Annotated in this window: 21 protein-coding genes; 8 read left to right on the top strand and 13 right to left on the bottom strand. The window is 57.0% G+C overall.

The features are described from left to right. Nucleotides 1-32: 32 nt before the first annotated feature. The 8 genes from hfq to dusB form a co-directional block, all read right to left on the bottom strand. A complete protein-coding gene (gene hfq, locus G560_RS0113595) occupies nucleotides 33-266 on the bottom strand; it encodes an RNA chaperone Hfq (RefSeq protein WP_022704857.1) in 234 nt (77 codons plus the stop codon). Between the two features lie 140 nt (nucleotides 267-406). After that, nucleotides 407-1,864, bottom strand: coding sequence for a TrkH family potassium uptake protein (locus G560_RS0113600; RefSeq protein WP_244870039.1), 1,458 nt, complete (start codon nucleotides 1,862-1,864; stop codon nucleotides 407-409). A gap of 69 nt (nucleotides 1,865-1,933) precedes the next feature. Continuing rightward, entirely contained in the window at nucleotides 1,934-3,310 is a 1,377-nt protein-coding gene (gene trkA / locus G560_RS0113605; protein WP_022704859.1) for a Trk system potassium transporter TrkA, read from the bottom strand. A 70-nt stretch (nucleotides 3,311-3,380) separates the two neighbouring features. Beyond that, nucleotides 3,381-4,799, bottom strand: a complete 1,419-nt coding sequence (gene ntrX, locus G560_RS0113610) for a nitrogen assimilation response regulator NtrX (protein WP_022704860.1) — start codon at nucleotides 4,797-4,799, stop codon at nucleotides 3,381-3,383. Next, nucleotides 4,796-7,039 carry a sensor histidine kinase NtrY-like gene (locus tag G560_RS0113615; RefSeq protein WP_022704861.1) on the bottom strand — a complete coding sequence of 748 codons (2,244 nt, stop codon included), beginning with the start codon at nucleotides 7,037-7,039 and terminating at the stop codon, nucleotides 4,796-4,798. The genes ntrX and G560_RS0113615 overlap by 4 nt, the downstream gene beginning before the upstream one ends. Before the next feature lie 109 nt (nucleotides 7,040-7,148). Beyond that, the gene (locus G560_RS0113620) at nucleotides 7,149-8,516 is read right to left on the bottom strand and encodes a sigma-54-dependent Fis family transcriptional regulator (protein WP_022704862.1); all 1,368 of its coding nucleotides are present in this window, start codon (nucleotides 8,514-8,516) and stop codon (nucleotides 7,149-7,151) included. 3 nt (nucleotides 8,517-8,519) lie between these two features. Further along, nucleotides 8,520-9,614: a two-component system sensor histidine kinase NtrB gene (locus tag G560_RS0113625; RefSeq protein WP_022704863.1), complete on the bottom strand. Its 1,095-nt coding sequence runs from the start codon at nucleotides 9,612-9,614 to the stop codon at nucleotides 8,520-8,522. Next, nucleotides 9,611-10,585 (bottom strand): tRNA dihydrouridine synthase DusB, encoded by a 975-nt coding sequence (dusB, locus tag G560_RS0113630; RefSeq protein ID WP_022704864.1) that lies wholly within the window; start codon nucleotides 10,583-10,585, stop codon nucleotides 9,611-9,613. The genes G560_RS0113625 and dusB overlap by 4 nt, the downstream gene beginning before the upstream one ends. Nucleotides 10,586-10,776: 191 nt before the next feature. Between dusB and ispD the strand changes: the two genes are divergently transcribed. Genes ispD through G560_RS0113660 form a run of 4 tightly spaced genes read left to right on the top strand, consistent with a single transcriptional unit; the run spans nucleotide 10,777 to nucleotide 12,907 of the window. After that, nucleotides 10,777-11,445, top strand: coding sequence for a 2-C-methyl-D-erythritol 4-phosphate cytidylyltransferase (ispD, locus tag G560_RS21715; protein WP_033419420.1), 669 nt, complete (start codon nucleotides 10,777-10,779; stop codon nucleotides 11,443-11,445). Beyond that, nucleotides 11,446-11,925: a 2-C-methyl-D-erythritol 2,4-cyclodiphosphate synthase gene (ispF, locus tag G560_RS21720; protein ID WP_028914093.1), complete on the top strand. Its 480-nt coding sequence runs from the start codon at nucleotides 11,446-11,448 to the stop codon at nucleotides 11,923-11,925. Beyond that, entirely contained in the window at nucleotides 11,922-12,419 is a 498-nt protein-coding gene (locus G560_RS0113655) for a phosphatidylglycerophosphatase A family protein (RefSeq protein WP_022704865.1), read from the top strand. Before ispF ends, G560_RS0113655 begins: the two co-directional genes overlap by 4 nt. Further along, a complete protein-coding gene (locus G560_RS0113660) occupies nucleotides 12,416-12,907 on the top strand; it encodes a CinA family protein (RefSeq protein WP_028914094.1) in 492 nt (163 codons plus the stop codon). The genes G560_RS0113655 and G560_RS0113660 overlap by 4 nt, the downstream gene beginning before the upstream one ends. A gap of 425 nt (nucleotides 12,908-13,332) precedes the next feature. On the opposite strand, the gene G560_RS0113670 is transcribed toward G560_RS0113660, so the two are convergent. Next, nucleotides 13,333-13,782, bottom strand: coding sequence for a type II toxin-antitoxin system RatA family toxin (locus tag G560_RS0113670; protein WP_028914095.1), 450 nt, complete (start codon nucleotides 13,780-13,782; stop codon nucleotides 13,333-13,335). Nucleotides 13,783-13,860: 78 nt separating this feature from the next. Between G560_RS0113670 and hpt the strand changes: the two genes are divergently transcribed. From hpt to G560_RS0113685, 3 genes are all read left to right on the top strand, one after another. Next, entirely contained in the window at nucleotides 13,861-14,406 is a 546-nt protein-coding gene (hpt, locus tag G560_RS0113675) for a hypoxanthine phosphoribosyltransferase (protein ID WP_022704869.1), read from the top strand. Continuing rightward, entirely contained in the window at nucleotides 14,406-14,897 is a 492-nt protein-coding gene (locus G560_RS0113680; RefSeq protein ID WP_022704870.1) for a mismatch-specific DNA-glycosylase, read from the top strand. Before hpt ends, G560_RS0113680 begins: the two co-directional genes overlap by 1 nt. Nucleotides 14,898-15,122: 225 nt before the next feature. Beyond that, the gene (locus tag G560_RS0113685) at nucleotides 15,123-16,016 is read left to right on the top strand and encodes a cytochrome c (RefSeq protein ID WP_022704871.1); all 894 of its coding nucleotides are present in this window, start codon (nucleotides 15,123-15,125) and stop codon (nucleotides 16,014-16,016) included. 69 nt (nucleotides 16,017-16,085) lie between these two features. Here G560_RS0113685 and lipA read toward each other — a convergent pair whose 3' ends face one another. Beyond that, complete coding sequence (gene lipA, locus G560_RS0113690; RefSeq protein WP_022704872.1) at nucleotides 16,086-17,060, bottom strand: lipoyl synthase; 975 nt, start codon at nucleotides 17,058-17,060, stop codon at nucleotides 16,086-16,088. Between the two features lie 248 nt (nucleotides 17,061-17,308). Here lipA and G560_RS0113705 point away from each other — a divergent pair, with 248 nt between their 5' ends. Next, complete coding sequence (locus G560_RS0113705) at nucleotides 17,309-17,899, top strand: hypothetical protein (RefSeq protein WP_028914097.1); 591 nt, start codon at nucleotides 17,309-17,311, stop codon at nucleotides 17,897-17,899. Nucleotides 17,900-17,926: 27 nt separating this feature from the next. On the opposite strand, the gene G560_RS0113710 is transcribed toward G560_RS0113705, so the two are convergent. The 3 genes from G560_RS0113710 to guaB all read right to left on the bottom strand — a co-directional run bounded on the left by G560_RS0113710 (nucleotide 17,927) and on the right by guaB (nucleotide 22,980). Continuing rightward, entirely contained in the window at nucleotides 17,927-20,242 is a 2,316-nt protein-coding gene (locus G560_RS0113710) for an ATP-binding protein (protein WP_197082902.1), read from the bottom strand. Between the two features lie 92 nt (nucleotides 20,243-20,334). Then, nucleotides 20,335-21,501, bottom strand: a complete 1,167-nt coding sequence (locus G560_RS0113715; protein ID WP_022704876.1) for an RsmB/NOP family class I SAM-dependent RNA methyltransferase — start codon at nucleotides 21,499-21,501, stop codon at nucleotides 20,335-20,337. A 30-nt stretch (nucleotides 21,502-21,531) separates the two neighbouring features. Further along, a complete protein-coding gene (guaB, locus tag G560_RS0113720; protein WP_022704877.1) occupies nucleotides 21,532-22,980 on the bottom strand; it encodes an IMP dehydrogenase in 1,449 nt (482 codons plus the stop codon). Nucleotides 22,981-23,063: the final 83 nt, after the last annotated feature.

Here is a 23,063-nt window from a genome sequence, read left to right on the forward strand (position 1 = left end):
ATAATCGTCGTCGTGGTCAGTCGTTTCCAAGTCTATTCTTCGCCTTCATACAGGCTGATCGGCGCGCCCGGCATTATGGTCGAAATCGCATGCTTATAGACCAGCTGCGATTGCCCATCGCGGCGCAAAAGCACGCAGAAATTGTCAAACCAAGTGATAACACCTTGCAGCTTAACGCCGTTGATCAAAAAAATTGTCACGGGAACCTTGGCCTTACGGACATGATTCAAAAATGCATCTTGAAGATTTTGTTTATCGGAAGCCATTTTTTCTTTGCCTTTTTTTCTTTTGGTTACCGTCTTTGCCCTCGGCCCCTATGCGAAGACCACGAAACCACTATTAAACGGCTTTGGCGGAGTTTCCAGCCCCAAAACGGCGGAAATTCTGTCACTAGGCGGCGACAGTCTTACCTGCGCCACACTCCGGGGGCCAAAAGGGCCAGAATTGCGAGAATTTCGACCCGACCCACGATCATAGCCCCCCCCAGGATCACTTTCTCGGACACGCTAAGTTCGATCATTCGGATCGGGATCTCGGTGGCCAAAACGGCCAAAGGACCTGTGGTGGTCACGGCCGCGACCGTTAAAACAAGGCCTTGTTCAAATTCCAGCCCGCGCAGAGACAAGGCGGCGACGACAATGGCAAAGGTCATGGCGTAAAGCATGAAAAAGATCCACGCCACATAGGCCCCGCCTTGGCGCAAGCGGCGTTCGCCGTCACCGCCACCACCGATCGAGCTGGGATGAACAAGGCGGTCCATCTCGCGCTCTCCGTGGCGGGCAAGAGCATAGACGCGCAACAGCTTTAGCCCGCCCGCCGTGGTGGCGATGCCACCGCCCATCATGGCAAGCCCAAGCAACACCAAGCCAGGGCTGTTGAGCCCCGACCACATCCGCGCATCTTGCCAATCAGCACTTTCAAAGCCGGTGGTGGTGAGAAAGGACATGGTGGTAAACAACCCGCCCCACAGCGCGCGGAACGCAGCGCCAGCGTTCAGAATATCATTTTCCGCCAAGGCACCGAGCCAGTGGCGCAAAAATAAAAGTCCGGGCACTAGGATCAGGAAAAACGAGGCCAACTGCACCTCGTGATCGGCAAAGATTGAGCGGTTGCGATCCACCAAAACCGCACCGGGCAGGCTACGCCGGGTTATGGCCAGGGCCATGAAAGCAAACACCAAAACCTCGGATATCAGCCCACCTGTGGCTGTCGCCATGGGTTGGCCATTGGTGATCCCGCTGGTCGACAAGGTGGATAAGGCGTAGCAAAAGGCCGTTAGTCCAGTTTCGCCAGCGATCAACAAACAGACCCAAAGCAGCAGGGTTAGGCCGAAATATGCCGGAAACAGGGTGGCGGAATGGCGGATCATGCGGTCAGCGGGGCCAGCCGCATGGGTTATCTGACCCGCGCCTTGGGCACCGCGCCCCGGCACGCGGCCAGAAAGCACCTCGACCCCGCCAAGGTTCAAGGGTGCCAGCACGGCCACCGCAGACATCAACACAAAGAAACCGCCCATCCAGCCAACCAAGGCACGCCACAGGTGCAGCGATGGTGCAAGCCTGCCCGCGGTGTCGTACTGCGTGACGCCGGTAGTGGTGAAGGACGAAACCATTTCAAACCACGCATTGGCGAATGTGGTGTCTTTGACAGCTTGATCAAAGGGGACGGCAAAGAGGATTGGCAGCCAGATATAGGCCCCAACCAAGGCTGCAAGCTGGCTGCGGGGGACCGACTTGGGGCGGTAATTTGATGTGGCGATGCCCACCACGACGGAGAGTAGGAAAAACATAATCGCGCCGTAAAAAAACGGGCGCGCAACGTCAAAATCCGAAAATACCGCCGCATGGGCCGCCGGTAGCAGCATTGACAAAGACCCTACCCCGGATAGGATCACCAACAGCGGAAGTTCCAGGATGCGGCGCAACATGGCAGCTTAGAAGAAATCGACGGAGACTTGCAACAAACGCTCCACCTCTGGCACGTCTTTGGCCATACAGAACAGAGCGATCACGTCGCCTTCCTCCATACGCAAATCGCCCGTAGGTTTCATGACCTTGTCACCTTTCATCACAGCGCCGACCAGCACGCCTTCTGGAAATTCGGTATCGCGGATCAGCTTGCCCGCAAGCGGCGAGGTGGACAGAACCTGTGCCTCGATCATTTCCGCCTCGGCGTCGCCAATGGAATAGATCGCGCGGACGCGGCCGTGGCGGATATGGCGCAGGATTGACGACACAGTGGTCGCGCGTGGGTTGATGAAGGCGTCGATATCAAGCGCGCCCATAAGCGGCACCAAAGTTGGGTCGTTGACCAGCGCAATCGCCATCGGGCAGCCTGCCTGTTTGGCGCGCACAGCAACCAGAAGGTTGGTTTTGTCGTCATCGGTTACGGCCAAGACCGCATCGGCGCGGTCGATCCCCGCCTCTAGCAATATGTCCATATCCATACCGTCACCGTTCAAAACGATAGTGCGTTCAAGGCCATCAGCGGCCTTTTCGGCGCGGGATCGGTTTTTTTCAATAATCTTGGCGCGCATACGTTCGGTGCGCGATTCCAAGGCCCGGGCCACCGCAAGGCCCACGTTGCCGCCACCAACGATCACGATCCGTTCTTGCTTTCGGGTAGTTTTGCCGAAAATCTCTAAAGTACGGTTCAGGTCTTCGGTATGGGCGAACACATAGATACGGTCGCCCGCGAAGAGTTGGTCACCCGGTTCAGGGGCAAACAAGCGTTCATCGCGGCGTACGCCCACAACGATGGCGCGCAGGGTGGAAAAGAGTTCAGACAGTTGGCGCAGGGGCGTGTTCAGGACGGGGCAATCTTCGTCCAGCACGATGCCCAGCAACTGCGCTTTGCCGCCCATAAAGCTTTCAGTGTCAAAGGTGGCGGGGGCCGCGAGGCGTTGTAGCGCTGCCTCGGCCACTTCTTTTTCCGGGCTGATGACCACGTCGATTGGCATGTGATCGCGGCGGTAAAGATCGGCGTAAATCGCATCCAGATAGCTTTGCGACCGCAAACGCGCAATTTTGCGCGGGACCGAAAACACCGAATGCGCGACCTGACAGGTGACCATGTTCACCTCGTCCGAATGGGTGGCGGCGATGATCATATCGGCATCACGCGCGCCTGCACGGGCCAAAACATCGGGATAGCTGGCAAAACCGACGATGCCTTGCACATCCAGCGTGTCGGTGGCGCGGCGCACCAGATCGGCGTTGAAATCGACCACAGTGACATCATTGTTTTCACCCGAAAGGTGGCGCGCAATTTGCCACCCCACCTGCCCCGCACCGCAGATGATAACTTTCATGGCCTACACTCCGTGGTCGCGGCAATTGGGGCAATATGTGCCAGAAGCGGGCGGGATGGTCAATGTGGGCTTAATCGTCGCCCTCATCGTCATCGCCATCATCAATCCGGGCCATGCGGGCGCCCGATTTGCTGGTAGTGACCACGCCCAGCGATTTCAGTTTGCGGTGCAGCGCGCTGCGTTCCATGCCGACGAAACTGGCGGTGCGGCTGATATTGCCGCCGAAACGGTTGATCTGGGTCAGCAGGTATTCCTTTTCAAACAGCTCACGCGCCTCGCGCAATGGCAAGGTGGCAAGCGCGCCGCCAAGCACCAAGCGGCCATCTTCGCGGCCTGCGGGTTCATTGCCGGGCAGTTCTTTGACGTCAACTGGGCCAGAGCCATCACCAAGGATAAGCACGCGTTCAATCACATTGCGCAATTGGCGCACGTTGCCGGGCCATTGCATGGTTTGCAACATCGCCTCGGCCTCGGAGGTCAGGCAGCGCATGGGCAGGCCTTGGGTGCGGTGAAACATATCGATGAAATAGGTGGTCAGTTCGGGGATATCCTCGCGCCGGTCCTCTAGGCTGGGAACGGCGATAGGCACAACGTTCAAACGGTCGAACAGTTCCTGACGGAAGCGACCTGCGGCGATTTCGGCCTGTAGGTTGCGAGTGGTCGAGGAAATGACCCGCAAATCAACACGGACCTTATCGACCCCGCCAACCCGCGTGAATTGCTGGTCAACCAAGACACGCAGAATTTTGGTTTGGGTGCCCAGCGGCATTTCAGCGACTTCATCAAAATAAACCACGCCGCCATGCGCCTGTTCGAGCAAACCCTGTTCCACCCCGCGCTCGGCGGTTTCGCGGCCAAACAGCACCTCTTCCATGCGTTCGGGCTCAATTGTGGCCGACGTGACGGTGACGAAAGGTGCCGTAGCGCGATTGGAATTGCTGTGGATGAAGCGGGCGGCGAGTTCCTTGCCTGCCCCAGCGGGGCCGGTCAGCATCACGCGACCATTGGACTTGGTTACCTTTTCCAGATGAGATTTCAAGGTCTTATAGGCCGTACTTGATCCAAGCATTTCGGATGTGGTGACATCGCGGCGGCGCAAATCGGTGTTTTCGCGGCGCAGGCGGCTGGTTTCCATCGCGCGGCTGACCACGACCATCAGCTGGTCAATATTGAACGGCTTTTCGATGAAATCATAAGCGCCTTGCTTGATAGCGGCGACGGCAATTTCGATGTTGCCGTGGCCCGAAATGATGACAACAGGCACATCCGGATTATCGCGTTTCACAGTTTTCAGAATGTCGATGCCGTCCATCTGGCTGTCTTTCAACCAGATATCAAGGATCATCAGGGCCGGCGCTTCGGCGGCAATTTCAGCCATGCAATCGTCGGAGTTTCCGGCAAGACGCACCGCAAACCCTTCATCTTTCAAGATATCCCCTATCAGCTCGCGGATATCGCGTTCATCGTCAACGATCAGAATGCTACTCATATTTCCCCCTCGGCCTTGCGGCCTGCGTTTCTTGCCCGAAGCCGTGGCAGGATGATTTCGGCCATCGCGCCAGCATGGGTGTTTCCGTCAAATTCTTCGGCATCCAACAAGGCGAGCGTGCCGCCATGTTCTTCGATGATCTTTTTCACGATGGGCAGGCCAAGGCCCGTGCCCTTTTCACGGGTGGTGACATAAGGTTCAAACAGCCGTGCACGGTCAGGCGGTAGGCCGATGCCATTGTCGGCGATGCGGATGACGATATGGTCTGCTGCGGCGGTCATCGATATGCGCAATTCAGGCGTGAAATCCGCTGGGGTGTTCTTTTCCTCAAAGGTTTCAATCGCTTCGCCACCGTTCTTGATAAGGTTTGTTAAGGCTTGCGAGATCATGGTGGAGTCCAGATCCATCAGAACCGGACCCGCGGCGATATCGGTGGCAAAGCGCACGGTCGGCTGCCCCGCCTCTTGCAGAACCACGGCATCGTGCAGGATTTTGACGATATCCTCTTCGCGCCGCACAGGTTCGGGCATACGGGCGAATTTGGAAAACTCATCAACAATGCGGCGCAAGTCGTTGGTTTGACGAATAATAACATCGGCGTATTGGTCCAGATCACTGGCCTGATCGCCAACCAAAGGCCGGAATTTCCGCTTAATCCGTTCGGCTGACAGTTGGATCGGGGTTAGCGGATTTTTGATTTCATGCGCGATGCGGCGGGCGACATCCCCCCACGCGGCCATACGCTGCGCTGATACAAGGTCGGTCACGTCATCAAAGGCGACAACATAGCCTTCGAGCGTGCCCGTATCGGACCGTCGCACGCTCATCCGGACCAGCAGACTTTCCATGCGGCCTTTGCGGGTCAGGCGTACTTCCTCTTGCACCGAAGCACCAAGACTTTCGCGTAACTTTTTGAAAAGATTGTCAAATTCAGGCACCAATGCGGTCAGGTCCCGGCCATGAACGCCGCCTTGCATATCGAGCAACCGTTCAGCGGCACGGTTCACGAAATCGACGCGGCCGTCTGCATCCAGCCCGATCACGCCTGCCGTCACCGAGGATAGGACGGAATCAAACAGCCGCCGGCGGCCTTCGGTTTCCACGTTGCTTTCGACCAACGCATCGCGCTGACCTTTGAGTTGACGTGTCATCTGGTTGAACAAACGGCCCATCATGGCGATTTCATCATCGCCCTCTTCCTCGGGGATCTGGACGTTTAAATCACCACTGCCGACCTTTTGCGCCGCCCCCGCCAAACGCCCGATAGGGCGCGACAGACGCTCGGCCAGCCAGAGGCCCAGCCAGATTGCGGCAAGGATCAGGATCAACGCAAAGCCGAGGTACAAAAGCCCGAATTCAAACAGCAAGCGCCCACGTTCTGTTTCCAACTGCTGATACAGTGTCACGGTTTCGCGGGTTTCATCCAAGAGGCTGAGGATATTTCCGTCGACTTCGCGTGAGACATAGAGAAAACGGTCGACATAGGCGTTGAGGAAAATCAGCGCACGAAGCTCGTTGTTGGGCCAGTCGTCGATCATCACGGTTTCACCGGCCCGCGCTTGGGTGATTTGATCCGGCGTAAGGGATTCAAAATCAAAGAGATAAGAGCGTTCGCCGCGTGTTTTCAACGTGCCGGAACCGTCAATTAGATAGGCCTCTTTCAACCCGCGCTGGATGGCGCTTTGCCCTTGGGTCAAAATCGGGCGAAGTTGATCATCGGCCAGAAAGAAGGTGCTTTGCTTGGCGACGTTCAGGTAAGCGGCAAGGCTTTCGATATCTTCGGTCAAGTCTTGGCGGTGTTCGCCGTCATAGGCCTGGGCGGCGGCCAAAGAATTGCCGACTACGGCGCGGACACGTTCGGAAAACCAGCCCTCAAGTCCCACATTAAAGGTGATGGTTGCAAAAACGGCGACCAGAACGGTGGGGGTTAGCGCCAGCAAGGCAAAGATGCCCGACATGCGCAGATGCAGGCGCGACCCCGCAGATTGGCTGCGCCGGTCCGAAATCATCCGTGACACGCGCGCCAGTACAAGCGAGGCGACGACAAGCACGTAAACCAGATCGGCGAGCAGAATCAGGCGCAAGAAAAGTGAGGTAGCGCCTTGGTCGAACGGTCCCAAGGCCATGAATGTTGCGAGGGCGAGAACGGGACCAAGTGTGACCAGAACAAAGGTCATAATGTTTTGAAAACGCCGCTGACGGCGGAGCCGCGACAGCCGTAGCCAAGTATTGCTGCGCATGACTGCCGACACCTAAAAAACCCCCAACACTCACGGGCGCACGACGGTGCGCACCGTTTTAAGGCGTGTTTTCAGGGTGATCCTAAAAGCCACGCATCCTGTGGCAGTTTTACATCAATTTACGGCGCCGTGTCACGCGAATTTCCAGATCTGTGATCTTTTTGCGCAAGGTATTGCGGTTGATACCTAAAAGATCAGCACATTTAGCCTGATTTCCGGCTGTGGCATCCAAGGCAATTTCCAGCAAAGGGGCCTCAAATTCGCGCAAAATGCGGGCGTAAACACCAGGGGGCGGCAAGGACCCGCCATGTAGGTCGAAATAACGCCGGAGGTGGCGTGCGACCGAAGCCGACAGTTTTTCGCCTTCGCCGCCGCTGCGCATGGGTTCCATCGCGGGCTGGTTGATCAGCATCAGGTCCACTTCGGCACGGGCAATTTCGGGCTCGGCCGAGGTAACCAGCAGGCGGCGGACTGCATTTTCCAATTGGCGCACATTGCCGGGCCAGCTGTAATTGCGCACCAGATCGCGGGCATCGGGGGACAGTTTGCGCAGAACGCCCATGTCGCGCTCGCCTCGGGTCAGGAAATGCTGAGCCAAAAGTTCGATGTCCTCGACGCGTTCGCGCAAGGACGGAACTTGAATGGTCACACCCCCAAGCCGGTAGTAGAGATCCTGGCGGAAGGTGCCTGCCTCCATTCGTTGGGTCAGATCGGACTGCGAGGTGGCCATGACGCGCGGGGCATTGTCGCCAAACATATCCAGCATCCGCACGATGCGCGCCTGCGTGTCGTCGTCGTAATCCGCGATTTCATCAAAGATCAGGCTGCCACCTTTGGCGCGGGCCAAAAGGGCCGATGGCCCCTCCACTCCGGCCAGATCGGCGGCTTGGACCACGACGAACGGTTGGCTGCGGCGGTCGGAAAAATCATGGATCGCGCGCGCGATTAGGGATTTTCCAGTGCCAGATTCACCCGTGATAAGGACGGCAAGATCAGTGTTCATCACCCGCGCAACCAAGCGGTACAGCGATTGCATCACAGCTGTACGACCCACCAATGGCAAATCATCCCCCGCCTCACGCGGGGCCGAGGGCGCACGGACCGGCGCTCGACGCTTGAGGTCCAGCGCGCGGGCTGAGCGTTTCATCAGGTCAGGTAGATCAAAAGGCTTTGGCAGGTAATCATAGGCCTCGGCCTCGGCCGCTTGAATGGCGGTCATGATGGTGTTTTGGGCTGAAATCACAATCACGGGCAGCCCGGGGCGCAGCTTGGAAATTTGCGGCAGCGCCTCTAGCCCGTTCCCATCGGGCATCATCACATCTGAAATGACCAGATCGCCCTTCCCTTCCTCGACCCAGCGCATCAGCGTGGTCAGGCTGGAGGTGGCATGCACCTTGCACCCTGCCCGCGTCAGCGCTTGGGTCAAAACCGTGCGGATCGTGCGGTCATCGTCGGCGACAAGAACGGTGCCATCCATAGGTTAGACTCCTGAAGGTTTGGGTTTGGGCGCCAAGGGCAAGGACAAGCGAAAAACGGTACGGCCGGGAACGGAATCGACAGTGATCCAGCCCTCATGTTCGGAAATGATCTTGGACACCAAGGCAAGGCCAAGGCCTGTGCCGTTTTCGCGGCCAGACACGAAGGGTTCAAAGACATTATCGGAAATACCGGGGGGTAAGCCCGGGCCATCATCGATGATTTCGACCTGAAGCGCCAAGGGGTTGCCAGAGCCATCCTTGTGCCGCATGCGCAAGGACAGGTCATAAAACGTGCGTAACCGTATGGTGCCGCCTTTTGGGCCAGAGGCTTCGGCCGCGTTTTTGATAAGGTTCAAAAAGACCTGCATCAGCTGATCGGAATCGGCATAGGTATTGGGCAAGGATGGGTCGTAATCCTCAACAATCGTCATGTCGCGGGCAAAGCCAACGATGGCAGAGCGGCGTGCGCGGTCCAGCGCGTCATGCAGATTGACCGATTGGCGTTCGGGTGGGCGCAAGTTGCCGAACTGTTCGACCTGTTCCAGCAATTTCACAATCCGGCGGGTTTCTTCGACAATAAGGTCTGAAAGCTCTCGGTCTTCAACCGACAGGTTCATCGCCAAGAGTTGTGCAGCACCCGAAATGCCGGCCAAGGGGTTCTTAATTTCATGGGCGAGCATTTCCGCCATACCAATCGCCGATTTTGCGGCGGTTTTGACAGCCGTCGACCGCCCCAATCGGTCGGCAATATCGCGTGGCGATATTAGGACCATCAGCAAGTCCCGGTGATCTTGCATCGGGGCAATCTGAATTCGGCAATGCACGGGTGCGCGCTCGCCTGTGGTGATTTCGACATCATTGATCACGACAGGGGATTGGTTGCGAACCACACGCGCCATCGCCTCTTCCATTGGGGCGTCAATATGAAGGCGTTCGAGGAGGGCGTGCCCCTGCAGGTTGCGAACCGAGAGGTTCAAAAACAGCTCGGCTGCGGGGTTGATTTCAACCACCACACCACCTGCATCGACCAAGAGCGCAGGCACCGGAAGGGAGGCCCAAAAGGCCCCAGGGGTTGGAAGGGGATCAGGGTTCATCATGCCGCCACCTGCTGCGCATTGGCAAAAGCGGCATGCAGTTCTGCCACGACGCGTTTTGGGTCGGCTTGGGTCATGATCACGCCGCGCGCGCCGTTCAGGCCCGCCGTTTCCAGATACCAGCCCAGATGTTTGCGCGCGACCTTAACACCAAGGTCAGCGCCGTAGAATTCGAGCATATCCTCGTAATGACCGACCACCAGATCGCCCAAGGCGGTTCCTTGCGGGATCACGGGTGCAGGCGTGCCATAAAGGGCCGCCGAGATAACGCCTAAGGCCCAAGGCCGCCCTTGCGCGCCGCGCCCAACCATCACACCATCCGCGCCCGATTGCGACAAGGCTGCGCGGGCGTCATTTGGGCCCAGAATGTCGCCATTGGCGATAACGGGAATAGACACGGCGTGTTTCACGTGGGCTATTGCGGCCCAATCGGCAGCCCCTTTGTAAAACTGGCAGCGGGTGCGGCCATGAATGGTGATCATCGCAATGCCAGCGTTTTCCGCGCGCCGTGCGATTTCGGGGGCGTTGAGTATGCCATCATCCCAGCCCAAACGGGTTTTCAAGGTAACAGGAACCTTGACCGCGCCCACCACCGCCTCGATCAGCGACAGCGCGTGGTCTGGGTCTTTCATCAGGGCGGACCCTGAATATCCGGTCGTTACCTTTTTCGCAGGGCAACCCATGTTGATATCAATGACTTGTGCGCCTTGTGCTTCGACAAAGCGCGCGGCTTCGGCCATCCAATACGCTTCACGTCCGGCCAATTGAACGGAAGTCGCTTGCTGGTCAAACCCCAGCTCTGCGCGCGCGCGGGCCAAAGGGCGGGCTTGCACGACCTCTTGGCTTGCGACCATTTCGGAAACGACCAGCCCTGCCCCGAACCGCGCCACCAGCCGCCGAAACGGCAAATCTGTGATGCCTGCAAGCGGGGCGAGCAGGACGGGTGGCGAAATGGTGATGGGGCCGATTTGCACTGGATGGGGCCTTGTTTAGATGCGTTTCCTAACCCCACCTAGCCTTGCCACGCTGGAAAGACAAACCTTTGCGCCGAAATTTTGACCGAAAAGTAGGGTCTGCCTAATTTTTAATCAAAGCGGTCGCGACTGACTTGATTGCTCTCATCCCGCGCATCCCCTAAGACTTGTGTCAGATCCGAGGGTTTTGCATGACTAGCGCTGTTATCATCACTGCCGCAGGCCGTGGCACCCGTGCAGGCGGGGCGCTGCCAAAGCAATGGCAAATGCTGCGCGGAAAGCCTGTGTTGTGCCACACGGTGAATGCGTTTCGGGCGATATCAGGGTTTTCGCATATTTTTGTGACCATCCACCCCGAGGACCGCGCGCTTGCCGCCAGCCTTGGGCCGGATGTGACCTTGGTGATCGGGGCAGATACGCGGTCGGGTTCTGTGCGCAACGCGCTGGAGGCTATTGATGCGGGGGCGCTGGAGTCTGTGTTCATCCATGATGGTGCGCGCCCTTTTCCGTCCTTGGTGATGATTGAGCGGTTGCGCGCCGCGCTGAAAACCCACAAGGCCGCAGCCCCTGCCCTTGCCGTGACGGATGCGTTGTGGCGGGGTGAGGATGGGAGTGTGACGGGGGTGCAACCGCGCAAAAACCTGTTTCGGGCGCAGACACCACAGGCCTTTCACTATCGTGAGATTCTGGCGGCGCACCGCGCCTTTCAGGGCGACGCCGCAGATGATGTCGAGGTGGCGCGGGCCTTTGGCCTGCAAGTTACCATCGTCGAGGGCGAAGACGAGAATATAAAAATCACCCTTCCAAATGACTTTCTGCGCGCGGCGCGTATTTTGGCAGAACTTGAAAAGAGGTCCTGAATGGATATCCGGCTTGGAAATGGCTTTGACGTGCATGCGTTCTGTGCGGGTGATCATGTCTGGTTGTGCGGCGTTAAGGTGCCACATAGCGCGGGTTTATTGGGGCATTCCGATGCCGATGTCGGGATGCACGCCTTGACCGACGCGATTTATGGAGCCTTGGCGCTGGGGGACATTGGCCAGCATTTCCCGCCATCCGACCCACAGTGGAAAGGGGCTGCCAGCCATATTTTTCTGGCCCATGCGATGGAACAAGCCCGCGCGCGCGGTTTTTCGCTGGGAAATGCCGATGTGACGTTGATTTGCGAGCGCCCGAAAATCGGACCTCATGCCGTGTCGATGCGCGCCGCTTTGGCTGCGATACTGCAAGTTGATCTGGATCGGATCTCGGTCAAAGCGACCACGAGCGAAAAACTTGGCTTTACGGGGCGTGAAGAAGGCATCGCCGCCCTTGCCACAGCAACATTGGTGAAATCATGACCCTGAGCCGTATCGTATCAATCTTTTTTGGCGCGGGTTTGTTGCGCCCTGCCCCTGGGACTTGGGGGTCGGCCGCAGCACTTGCTGTAGGGCTTATTTTACACCGGATCGGGCATTTTCCGTTGTTGGCCGTTGCCACAGTTTTGGTCACGCTCGCGGGGTTTTGGGCGTGCCGGACCGAGCTTGCGGGAAAACCGGGCGAAGACCCGTCCGAGATTGTGATTGATGAGGTGGCAGGCATGTGGATTGCGCTTTTGTTCCCATCTTTCGGGTTTTGGTATGCAGGGCTTGCCAGTGACAACTTTCCCTATCCGGGTTGGGTCGCGGCGTTTTTGCTGTTTCGTCTTTTTGATGTTTGGAAACCCTGGCTTGTGGGGCGGGCCGATGCGCGCGGCGATGCGGATGGGGTTATGATTGATGATCTTTGGGCGGGGCTGTTTGCAGGCATTGGTACGGTTGCCTTTGCGATGCTGGCGCATTTGGTGGTGATGTGAAAAGTACCTCCGCCCTTGCGACCGCAGTGCTTGCCGCCGCCCGCGCCAAGGGGATCACGCTTGCCACCGCAGAAAGCTGTACGGGGGGTATGGTTGCAGCGGCTTTGACCGATATTGCAGGCGCATCCGATGTGTTTGACCGTGGCTTTGTGACCTATTCCAATGCGGCGAAGATTGCGATGCTTGGGGTGTCGCCGGAAACCCTTGCCACAGATGGCGCCGTATCCGAAGCCGTCGCGGTTGAAATGGCATCCGGGGCGCTGAAGGCAGCAGGTGTTGGTATTGCAATTGCAATCACTGGCATCGCTGGCCCCGGTGGGTCAGAGCACAAGCCAGAAGGTCGGGTGTGTTTTGGGGTCGCAGTACGTGGCCACCTCACCCAAAGTGAAACGGTTGAGTTCGGCGCCATTGGTCGTGAAAACGTGCGTATGGCGGCCACAAGACACGCACTTGACCTGATCGCGGCCGCGATTTCTTTGCGCCGCTGAGGGCAGGGTTTCCCCGTATAGATGCCCGACTGCAAGGCAATGAGAAAATGCGGTGGTGATGCGCAACGCATTCCTTCCTACTGCTTTTTGGCCCAAAATCGACGCTTCATGTCCAGCACTCGCAAGACCGCTGGAGATGCGGCTTAAACAATCACCGCATCAGCTCTGGTCTGTTACAGGCTTTGCCTGCCCACTGTCGCGCGACGGGTCTAGGGCCGGCTTTGGGACAGCACAGCAGGGTGCGCGGTTGTTCGGCGGTGCTTGGTTCCTTGGAACCGCCTATGTTACCTTAAAATGGGTGGCCATGCCCACGCGGATGCCCCGCAAGCTTTAAGGCTGAACATAGCGGATTGGATATATCGTCGCACGGCGACCATGGCTCTGACTTGGACAGATCACACACGTTGGGGGGCAGAAACGCCTCTTTAGCGTCCACCGTATAATTCTGCCGCGCGGCGTTCAAAGGCCCGCACCACGCGTTGCATTGCCTCGTTGAACACAACCCCAATGATGCCTTGCAAAATCGCGTTCTTGAATTCGAAATCCACCATGAAATCAACTTCGCAACCGCCCTCAACATCACGAAACGCCCAAGTCGAACGCATGTATTTGAACGGTCCTTCCAGGTATTCCGTGTCAATCTTGCGCGCCTGCGGCCACAAGGTCACACGGCTGCCAAAGCGTTCGCGAAAGACTTTGAAGCTGATCACCAAATCCGCCTCAAGTACCTCGCCACCATCTATTGGTTTACGCGACCGAATGCGCGCCGCCGAATTCCAGGGCAGGAATTTCGGATAGGCCTCGATATCGGCGACCAACCCATACATTTGATCGGCGGTATAGGGCAGACGTTTCGTTTCTGAATGGCGCGGCATTTCTTTGTTGGTATCCGACTTTGACGTGACTTGCACTTTGGTTTTGGATAAACAGACAACGGAAATCAAGGGGCCCCCATGCCAACGAGACCTTATGTCATAGACCAGATGATTTCGGCCAAGTCCATCGCGGCCCGAATCGAAGAGCTTGCAGACCAAATTCGGACCCATTTTGATGGCACCGATAAGCTGGTTGTTGTCGGATTGCTGCGGGGATCTTTCGTTTTTATCGCGGATCTGGTGCGCGAATTAGACCTGCCGGTCGAGGTCGATTTCCTCGAGGCCTCAAGCTATGGTGATAGCACTGTCAGCAGCCGAGAGGTTCGTATTCTCAAGGACTTACGGGGCGAAATTGCCGGGCGTGATGTGCTGGTGGTCGAAGATATTGTCGATACCGGATTTACGTTGCATCACGTGTTGCACCTGTTGGAATCGCGCAACCCTGCGCGGATTGAGGTGTGTGCCTTGCTGGACAAACCAACACGGCGCGAGGTTGATATCAAAGCCACGTGGACGGGCTTTACCATTCCCGATGAATTTGTCGTGGGCTACGGTATTGATTTCGCGCAACGTAACCGGAACCTGCCATATATCGGTAAAGTGCGCTTTACGGATGGGGGCTGATGCTGTCGGACCGTTTGGCCCACGGGTTGGAAGTGGTCTTTTGCGGCACAGCGGCCAGCCATGCATCTGCGGCTATGGGTCATTACTATGCAGGCCCTGGCAACCGGTTTTGGCCGCTTTTGGCCGAAACGGGCCTGACCCCGCGGCGCTTTGCTCCAAGCGAAGACCATCTGCTTTTGTCCCTTGGCATTGGACTGACCGATCTGGCGAAAGATGTCTGCGGCATGGACCGCGATATTCCAAAAGCGGCCTATGCCCCTGACCGACTGGCAGCGGTTATTGCAGAATTCAGGCCAAAACGTCTTGCCTTCACCAGCCTGACAGCCGCCAAGATCGGCCTTGGTATCCGCTGCCCTGCTGGAAGAGCCGAAGCGCCACGTTTCCCTGATCTTGCCGTCTGGGTCTTGCCCTCGCCATCCGGTGCGGCCCGCGCTACATTTGATGCAGCGCCTTGGCACGACTTGGGCAATCACGTCAGGGGGGCGTTGTGAACTATACTTGGTTGCTCCGTATGGCAAGATGGGCCCGAAATCCGCCATCCAAGGCCCGCGTGAGGCTTGTTCTTGGCGTGATTGTGATTTGCCTTATACTGGTTGGAATTGAATATTTCTGGGGTTGGCCGGACTGGCTTACCCTTGAAAGTGGTGGACGCGCTCACCGCACGCCAAGGCTTTAACGGGTCTCGTTCTCATCTATCCAGATTTAAGGATCTGCTCATGCGCCGCTTTTTCGCCTCTGCCATCGTATTTGCCGCACTAGGCGGGGGCGTGTTTTGGAGCATCACCGCGCCTGAAACCCTTGATCCCGCTCAGACTTTGGGGCTTGTAGGCGATCCTGTTCACGGCGGGCAGGTTTTTTGGGCGGCTGGATGTGCGTCGTGTCATATGGCTGACAGCGCCAAAGGCGATGGCGAACTGGTGCTGTCGGGTGGGCAACGCTTTGCCTCGCCCTTTGGCACGTTCCTTGCGCCAAACATCTCGCCGGATCCGGACCACGGGATCGGGGGGTGGTCATTGGCCGATTTTGCAACGGCGGTAACCAAAGGTGTTTCACCCGAAGGACGCCACTATTTCCCTGCTTTTCCCTATAACGCCTATAATAAGATGCAGCTTCAAGATGTCGCTGATCTAAAGGCGTTTATGGATACTTTGCCGCCCTCGCCCTCCGCGAGCTTGCCGCATGAGGTCGCTTTTCCCTTCAACATCCGCCGCAGTCTTGGCGGTTGGAAATTTCTGTTTGAAACCGATGACTGGGCCATCACAGCCGATTTGACCGACCAAGAGGCACGTGGCCGCTATTTGGCAGAGGCGCTGGCCCATTGCGGCGAATGCCATACGCCGCGCAATGTGCTTGGTGGCTTGCAGCGGGAGGCATGGCTGTCGGGTGGCGCCGATCCGTCCGGCAAGGGCCGTATCCCAAACATCACACCTGCCGCACTTGACTGGTCACAAGAGGACATTGCGGCCTATCTGACCACGGGGTTTACGCCGGACTACGATTCCGTTGGCGGGCATATGGCCCATGTCGTTGAAAACATGGCTCGCTTACCCCAAAGCGATCGCATGGCAATCGCGGCCTACCTTAAACGGGTCCCAGCTGTTCAAAACTAACGGCTTTCTTTTTAGTTCAAATATCCTTGCGGGACAATCGGCCGTCGAAAGCCCCCAACCACGGCGCTGTCAAACCTTGGTCAGCTTTGCCAGACGTGCAGCCCGCATTTGGGCAAAATCATCGCCCGCATGATAGCTTGACCGCGTAAGCGGCGTGGAAGAGACCATCAAAAACCCTTTGCCATAGGCCGCCGTTTCATAGGCCTTGAATTCCTCTGGGGTCACGAACCGCGCAATACGGTGGTGCTTTGGGGTTGGCTGCAAGTACTGCCCGATCGTCAAAAAATCGACATCTGCGGCGCGCATATCGTCCATAACTTGCCGCACACCCATCGCCTCTTCACCCAAACCGACCATGATGCCGGATTTGGTGAACATCGTCGGATCCAGCTCCTTTACCCGTTGCAACAAGCGCAAGCTATGGAAATATCGGGCCCCAGGCCGTACCTCTGGGTACAGTCCTGGTACAGTTTCCAGATTGTGGTTAAAGACATCGGGCCGCGCTTCCACAACCTTTTCCAACGCGTCGGGCGTACATTTCAGAAAGTCCGGTGTCAAAACCTCGATCGTCGTGTCGGGGCTGCGGTGCCGGATCGCGCGAATGGTTTGGGCAAAATGGTCTGCGCCGCCGTCGTCCAGATCATCGCGGTCAACCGAGGTCACGACCACATGGTTCAACCCTAACTGCTGGACAGCATGCGCCACACGACCTGGCTCAAAAGCGTCCAAAGTTTGCGGCTTGCCGGTGGCGACGTTACAAAATGTGCAGCCGCGGGTACAAATTTCGCCCATGATCATCATGGTCGCATGCCCCTGCCCCCAGCATTCACCAACATTCGGGCAACCAGCCTCCTCACAAACGGTGACGAGCTTTTGTTCCTTTAAAATGTCGCGTGTCTTTTTGTATCCGGCCGACGTCGGTGCCTTTACCCTGATCCAATCAGGTTTTTTAGGCTGCGCATTGTCAACGCGGTGGGCTTTTTCGGGGTGACGTTCTTCCGGTAATTTGAGATCGCGCACGATGTCCCCCTCAGGCTTTGTCAATTAATCATTTACGCCTTTTCGCACCCAGAGACAAGGCGGATGCGTCCCGCCAGCTTAGCGGTCTTGATAGAGTTGGCCAATGGCCCTTGGGCTTGCCTGCGACGGTCGCCAAACATCATGCAACGTGAAAGGGTGATGGGTTTTCGCGCTGCAGTGCCGAATGATACGGATTGTTTCGCGCGCCCCAAATTTGTAAAGTAAAAGCCTTGGCAGCATGTGGCTGCACAAAAATGGGTAGGATGTGGATTATGTTGGTATTCTGGGATCAGAGGCTTGCTTTTTTGGCCACGCCAAAGACGGGCTCCACAGCTATCGAGGCGGCGTTGGAATCGTTGTCTGCCCTTGTTGTGCAGCGCCCCCCAGTTTTGAAACATACCTCTGTACAGCGTTTCCATCGGTTTCTTGGACCCTATCTGGAGGTGGCCTCTGGTCATCCGTTTTCGGTCGCGGCCTTGATGCGCGAACCAAAGGATTGGTTGGGAAGTTGGTATCGCTACCGCCAGCGCGATGATGTCATTGAGGCAAAAAAAAGTACTGCCAATGTAAGTTTCGATGAATTTGTCAGCGCCTATTGCTCCGACACTCCGCCAGAGTTCGCCGCTGTCGGCTCTCAGGCGCGCTTCTTGAAATCCCGCAAGGACAAAGGCGTGGACCATCTGTTTCGGTATGAGGACATCGGGGGGTTCGTAACTTTTCTTGAGGATCGCCTTGGCTGTGAAATTATTTTGCCCCGGCTGAACGTCTCTCCTTCGGCGAGTATGGAGTTAAGTACAGCCACGGATGCGAAGCTGCGCTTATTTGCGGCAGAAGACTTTGCCCTTTACGCGACGATTCCCTGAGGCCTGCGCCATCACTGATGACGGTTTTCAGTGCATCAGTTGGCCTTGAACGACCGTTGCAAGTTCATTGAGTGAAAAGGGTTTAGCCAAAAATACCGAGTTGGGAATTTTGGCCTGATTTTCTGACAGGCAATCTTCGGCATAGCCCGATACAAAAACGACACGTACGTCTGGCCTTTCGATCAACGCCTCTCGGACCCACGAAGGGCCATCCATCCCCGGCATTACGACATCGGTTAAGAACAGATCAATTTCCAAGGATGGATCTTCAAGGGTTTTAAGGGCGATTTCGGCATTTTCCGCCTCTAACACAGTGTAACCCCTTAGGCGCAAAGCGCGCGAGGCAAAGGCGCGGACCGGTGCCTCATCTTCGACAAGCAAGATCACCCCTTCTCCCGTTCTATTCAACTGAACAGCGGGAGTTTTTTGGGCGGCCAATTTTTTGGGTTCGCGGGGCTCATTCACTGGAAAATACAGCGTGAAGACCGACCCTTTCCCAAGCTCACTTTCAACGAATACAAACCCGCCCGATTGTTTTACAATGCCGTAGACGGTCGAGAGCCCTAATCCGGTTCCTTTGCCCACACCTTTGGTGGTGACAAAAGGTTCAAAAATGCGCTGCAACTGATCTTGGGCAATACCGCAGCCCGCATCTATGACGCGGATGACCGAATAATTTCCGGCTGGTAGAACGACGTGGTCCTTTTGGGTGTCCTGCGTCAGTGTCACTGCTTCGGTCTCTACCCTAATCACACCGCCTTCTTCCATCGCGTCACGCGCGTTTACGACAAGGTTCATAAGGACCTGTTCCAGCTGTCGCTTATCCGCACGTATCATGCCAAGGTCAGCCCCGTGCATTAAAACCAGCTTTAGACGTTCACCAACCAGACGGTTTAAAAGATGGGTCATATCCGACAAAACATCTTGGAGATCAATATGTTCGGGTTTGAGCGTTTGTTTGCGTGAAAAAGCAAGCAGCTGCCCCACAAGGCTGGCCGCGCGGTTCACATTCTGATGAATTTGTACAAGGTCCGCGTATTCAGGGTCGGATTGACCATGCCGCAAGAGCAGCAAGTCACAATGCCCTGAAATCGCGGTCAAAAGATTGTTGAAATCATGTGCGATCCCGCCCGCGAGCTGCCCGATTGCCTGCATTTTTTGGCTTTGCACAAATTGTGCTTCCAGCGTTTTTAGGGCGGTCGCGTCTTGCAAGACAGCCAGAACCCCGGGGCGACCATTGTCGACGATCCGGCGGAGGGAAACCTGAATAAATACATCGCTGCCATCCCGCCGCAGGCGCATAACTTCGGCGGCGGTGGCAACCCGTTCGGCCAAGACATCATCTAGCCAATCCGTGATTGAGCGGCCCAGCCCTTCAAAAAGATCATGAATCGACGGCATCTGAGTGTTGTTGAGGCGCGTGAGGTCACGGGCGGCCGCATTTACCGAGCGCATCGTGCCATCTGCACGAAACTTTATCATGGCGATAGGCAGGCTTTCAAAATCTGCCACCATTTCTGTGCCGCCCGGTTGTTCATCTACCGGCAAAAGGTAAATTTCGCGGCGCTCTCCGATGCCGTTGATTTCCCCCAAAATCGCGCGGATAGGGCCTTCAGCACCAGCAATCAATACCTCTTCGCCAGACCGCAGAACAGGCGATGTAAAGACCTTGTCCATTCGTTTCGGGCGAGAGCCTAAAAGGCGGCGCATGGCCTCATTTGCAAACAGAACAACGCCGGCCTTGTTTGCGACCATCATTGGCAAACTCAGCATTTCCGCACCCCGCCCTGCTTGTGAGCGATCCACGAATTCTTCAAGGCGCCATAAATAGCGGCCTATTGAAAGGCTGTGTACCGACAGCCGAGTGTGACCGCGCCGTGTCACCACATCTTCACGTGCAGCGCCAGTCGTTTTCGCGCGGCTTTGCAGGCGGAACTGGACGGAGGCGGGACTTGCAAAATGGTCGCCCAATTTGGCGATAAGCGTTGTGCCTTCGGTAGACGTAAATTGGTCTTTTGCGGCAGCATTCATGTAGTGGAGATGGCCGAAGTCATCCGTTGTAAAACAGGGCGTCACATCTTTGCCTACGAGCGTTTGCAGGTCGCGTGCCAAACGGCGATCGGCGCGGTTGGCCCAAAATACAAGGCCGCGTAACAGCAAGACAAGGGACGCAAACGTAATCCCTGCGGCGGCAGCGGTGTGCTGCGATGTGCGATCGGGCGCAAACGCGCTAATCACGACACAGCCAAGGGCTGCTGCCAAAAGCAGCCAAGACTTGGACGCTAGGTCCTTTGCCGTTGTCACAAGATGACGCCGGATATCCAATGCGTTGACCACAGTCATCTCCAACCATTCATGCTTGGCTGACATTGGAGCAAAGAAATTAACCAGCCCTTAATGCTCAACCATAAACAATCATCGGTTGAGTAATGGGGCTAGTCAACACGCTTTAGGGTGGTTGCAAAAAAACCGTCACCACCGTCCAGCGGGGTGAATGTGTGCTGTGACACAATAAACCAATTTCCGTGCCGCGCCAAGAACGCGGCCACTTGGTCGCCGTTTTCGCTGTGCAACAGCGAACAGGTCGCGTAGGCGAAAATGCCGTTGGGCGAAACCAGAGCGCTTGCTTTGTCCATGACATCGGCCTGAATGGCCAAAAGGTCCGCCAGCCGTTCTGGGGTCAGCGCCCATTTTGCCTCGGGGGCCCGACGCCAACTGCCGGAGCCGGAACATGGCGCATCGGCCAGAACCAAATCAAAGCCCCCCACTTTTGTCAGGCCAGAGGTGGCGAGGGTTTCAACCTTAACCCCTGCCCGTTTTGCCCTTGCGGGCAGGTCTTTCATCCGCGAGGGGTTGATGTCATGGGCGAAAAACTGTGCCTTGCAGACCCCCGCCATCGCAAGGGATTTTCCACCGCCTCCGGCGCAATAATCCAAAACCCGCATTTGGGGGGTCAACGGCAACATATCGACAATCGCTTGCGAGGCGGCGTCTTGCAGCTCTATCAACCCCGTTAGAAAACTGTTTGAGGTTTGAACTTTTCGAGGGTTTTCATGCACTTCTAGCGCTGTTTTGGACAAGGCGATTGGCTGGGTCACAATGCCTTCGGACAGAAGCGACTGTTGCGCGCCCGCGCGGGTGGTCTTGCGCAAGTTGGCGCGCAAAAAGATTGGGGCGCGCGATTGAAGGCTGCGCAAGATCGGCTCAAAATAGCCCCCGAGTGAGCGGCGCAATTCGGGGGCAAGCCAATCAGGGCAATCAAGCGCCTCTAGTTCCGTTAAGACGGGCGAACCCGCGCTTTCCTCGGCTGACAAGCTGGCAGGCGCATAGCCCACACCGGTAAAAACCGTTTCAGGGTCTATGTTTGCCGCCCGAAGCCCACCCAGAACCAGGCCACGCCCCGTATGTGCGCCACCAATGGCCGCAAAGGACCGTTTGCAGCGCAGCACGTCATACACGATGTCGCGCAAGGCGTGCCGATCGCCCGACCCCGCAAAGCGGTTTGACCGCGCCCAATTGGTGAGCGCCTTTTCAGCCGCCTCACCCGCCAGCATCTTGTCAAGGATATCAATTGCGGCGGCGTAGCGGGCGGCTGGGGTCATGCTGATATGGCTCCGGACTGGCCGATTGGCCTACATGATACGGTAGTTCGGGCTTTCGCGAGTGATCTGCACATCATGGACATGGCTTTCCTTTAGCCCTGCCCCCGTGATTTTCACGAATGTGCAATTCGCACGCATATCGGCAATCGTGCCATTGCCGGTATAGCCCATCGCGGCCCGCAAGCCGCCAACCAATTGGTGAACAACCGCCGCAGCCGAGCCTTTATAGGGTACTTGGCCCTCAATCCCTTCGGGAACCAGTTTGTCACTGGCGGCGTCTTTCTGGAAATAACGGTCGGCAGACCCGCGCGCCATTGCCCCAAGGCTGCCCATACCACGGTAAGATTTGAACGAACGGCCTTGGTACAAAATCACCTCACCCGGCGCCTCGTCGGTGCCTGCGATGGCGCTGCCGACCATGGCGCAAGACGCACCTGCCGCAATCGCCTTGGCAAAATCGCCCGAATATTTGATGCCACCATCGGCAATGACCGGCACTTTGCCAGCCGCCTGTGCCGCATCCATGATCGCGGTCAGTTGCGGTACACCCACACCTGCCACAATCCGTGTGGTACAAATGGACCCTGGGCCGATGCCCACCTTTACCGCATCCGCACCCGCGCCTATCAACGCACGGGTAGCCTCGGCTGTGGCCACATTGCCAGCCACGACTTGCACGGCGTTGGAAATGGCTTTGATCCGTTCGACCGCACGCGCAACGCCTTCGGAATGGCCGTGTGCTGTGTCGATCACCACCATGTCCACACCAGCCTCGATCAGCGCCATCGAGCGTTCAAAGCCAGCATCGCCAACGGTCGAGGCTGCGGCCACGCGCAACCGGCCCAACTCATCCTTGCAGGCATGCGGGTTCAAAACAGATTGCTCGGTGTCTTTCAGGGTCAACAAACCGGTCAGCTTGCCTTTGCCATCGGTGATCAGCAACTTTTCAATCCGGCGGGCTTTCATCAGGGAAATCGCGGCCTGACGGTCGGCGGGTTCTTGCAAAATCGCCAGATTATCCGCGCTCATCATGGCCTTAACCGGCGTGCGATCATCCGAGGCAAAGCGCATGTCACGGTTGGTCACGATGCCCACCACGCGGCCCAACGCATCCACCACAGGAAAACCGGTGACGTTGTAGCGGGCCTGCAACGCCTTGGCATCGGCCAGCGTTTGGTCGGGCGTCAATGTGATCGGGCTGTACACGATACCGGATTCAAACCGTTTGACCCGCCGCACTTCCAGCGCTTGCTGGTCTACGGTCAGGTTGCGGTGAACCACACCAATCCCACCCGCTTGTGCCATAGCAATGGCCATGCGGCCTTCGGTCACAGTGTCCATCGCAGATGACAACAACGGGATGTTCATCCGAATGGATTGGGTGACAAATGTGGATGTGTCCGCATCGGATGGCAGCACAGAGCTTGCCGCCGGAACCAGCAGAACGTCATCAAAGGTAAGTGCCTCGCGAATCTCCATGAGTAGCCTCCGTGGGAGCGGTCGTTTGACGGTTTGCCTTTTCATGCATGGGGCGGAATGGCAAGACCAAATGCCCCACTTGC

The organism is Pseudorhodobacter ferrugineus DSM 5888 (assembly GCF_000420745.1).
Lineage (GTDB): Bacteria > Pseudomonadota > Alphaproteobacteria > Rhodobacterales > Rhodobacteraceae > Pseudorhodobacter > Pseudorhodobacter ferrugineus.

Coding starts and splice junctions, on each gene's coding strand:
- hfq (WP_022704857.1), bottom strand. CDS start 266: ATGGCTTCCGATAAACAAAATCTTCAAGATGCATTTTTGAATCATGTC.
- G560_RS0113600 (WP_244870039.1), bottom strand. CDS start 1,864: ATGCTGCTACCGGCGGCCCATGCGGCGGTATTTTCGGATTTTGACGTT.
- trkA (WP_022704859.1), bottom strand. CDS start 3,310: ATGAAAGTTATCATCTGCGGTGCGGGGCAGGTGGGGTGGCAAATTGCG.
- ntrX (WP_022704860.1), bottom strand. CDS start 4,799: ATGAGTAGCATTCTGATCGTTGACGATGAACGCGATATCCGCGAGCTG.
- G560_RS0113615 (WP_022704861.1), bottom strand. CDS start 7,039: ATGCGCAGCAATACTTGGCTACGGCTGTCGCGGCTCCGCCGTCAGCGG.
- G560_RS0113620 (WP_022704862.1), bottom strand. CDS start 8,516: ATGGATGGCACCGTTCTTGTCGCCGACGATGACCGCACGATCCGCACG.
- G560_RS0113625 (WP_022704863.1), bottom strand. CDS start 9,614: ATGATGAACCCTGATCCCCTTCCAACCCCTGGGGCCTTTTGGGCCTCC.
- ispD (WP_033419420.1), top strand. CDS start 10,777: ATGACTAGCGCTGTTATCATCACTGCCGCAGGCCGTGGCACCCGTGCA.
- ispF (WP_028914093.1), top strand. CDS start 11,446: ATGGATATCCGGCTTGGAAATGGCTTTGACGTGCATGCGTTCTGTGCG.
- G560_RS0113655 (WP_022704865.1), top strand. CDS start 11,922: ATGACCCTGAGCCGTATCGTATCAATCTTTTTTGGCGCGGGTTTGTTG.
- G560_RS0113670 (WP_028914095.1), bottom strand. CDS start 13,782: ATGCCGCGCCATTCAGAAACGAAACGTCTGCCCTATACCGCCGATCAA.
- hpt (WP_022704869.1), top strand. CDS start 13,861: ATGCCAACGAGACCTTATGTCATAGACCAGATGATTTCGGCCAAGTCC.
- G560_RS0113680 (WP_022704870.1), top strand. CDS start 14,406: ATGCTGTCGGACCGTTTGGCCCACGGGTTGGAAGTGGTCTTTTGCGGC.
- G560_RS0113685 (WP_022704871.1), top strand. CDS start 15,123: ATGCGCCGCTTTTTCGCCTCTGCCATCGTATTTGCCGCACTAGGCGGG.
- G560_RS0113705 (WP_028914097.1), top strand. CDS start 17,309: ATGTTGGTATTCTGGGATCAGAGGCTTGCTTTTTTGGCCACGCCAAAG.
- G560_RS0113710 (WP_197082902.1), bottom strand. CDS start 20,242: ATGACTGTGGTCAACGCATTGGATATCCGGCGTCATCTTGTGACAACG.
- G560_RS0113715 (WP_022704876.1), bottom strand. CDS start 21,501: ATGACCCCAGCCGCCCGCTACGCCGCCGCAATTGATATCCTTGACAAG.
- guaB (WP_022704877.1), bottom strand. CDS start 22,980: ATGGAGATTCGCGAGGCACTTACCTTTGATGACGTTCTGCTGGTTCCG.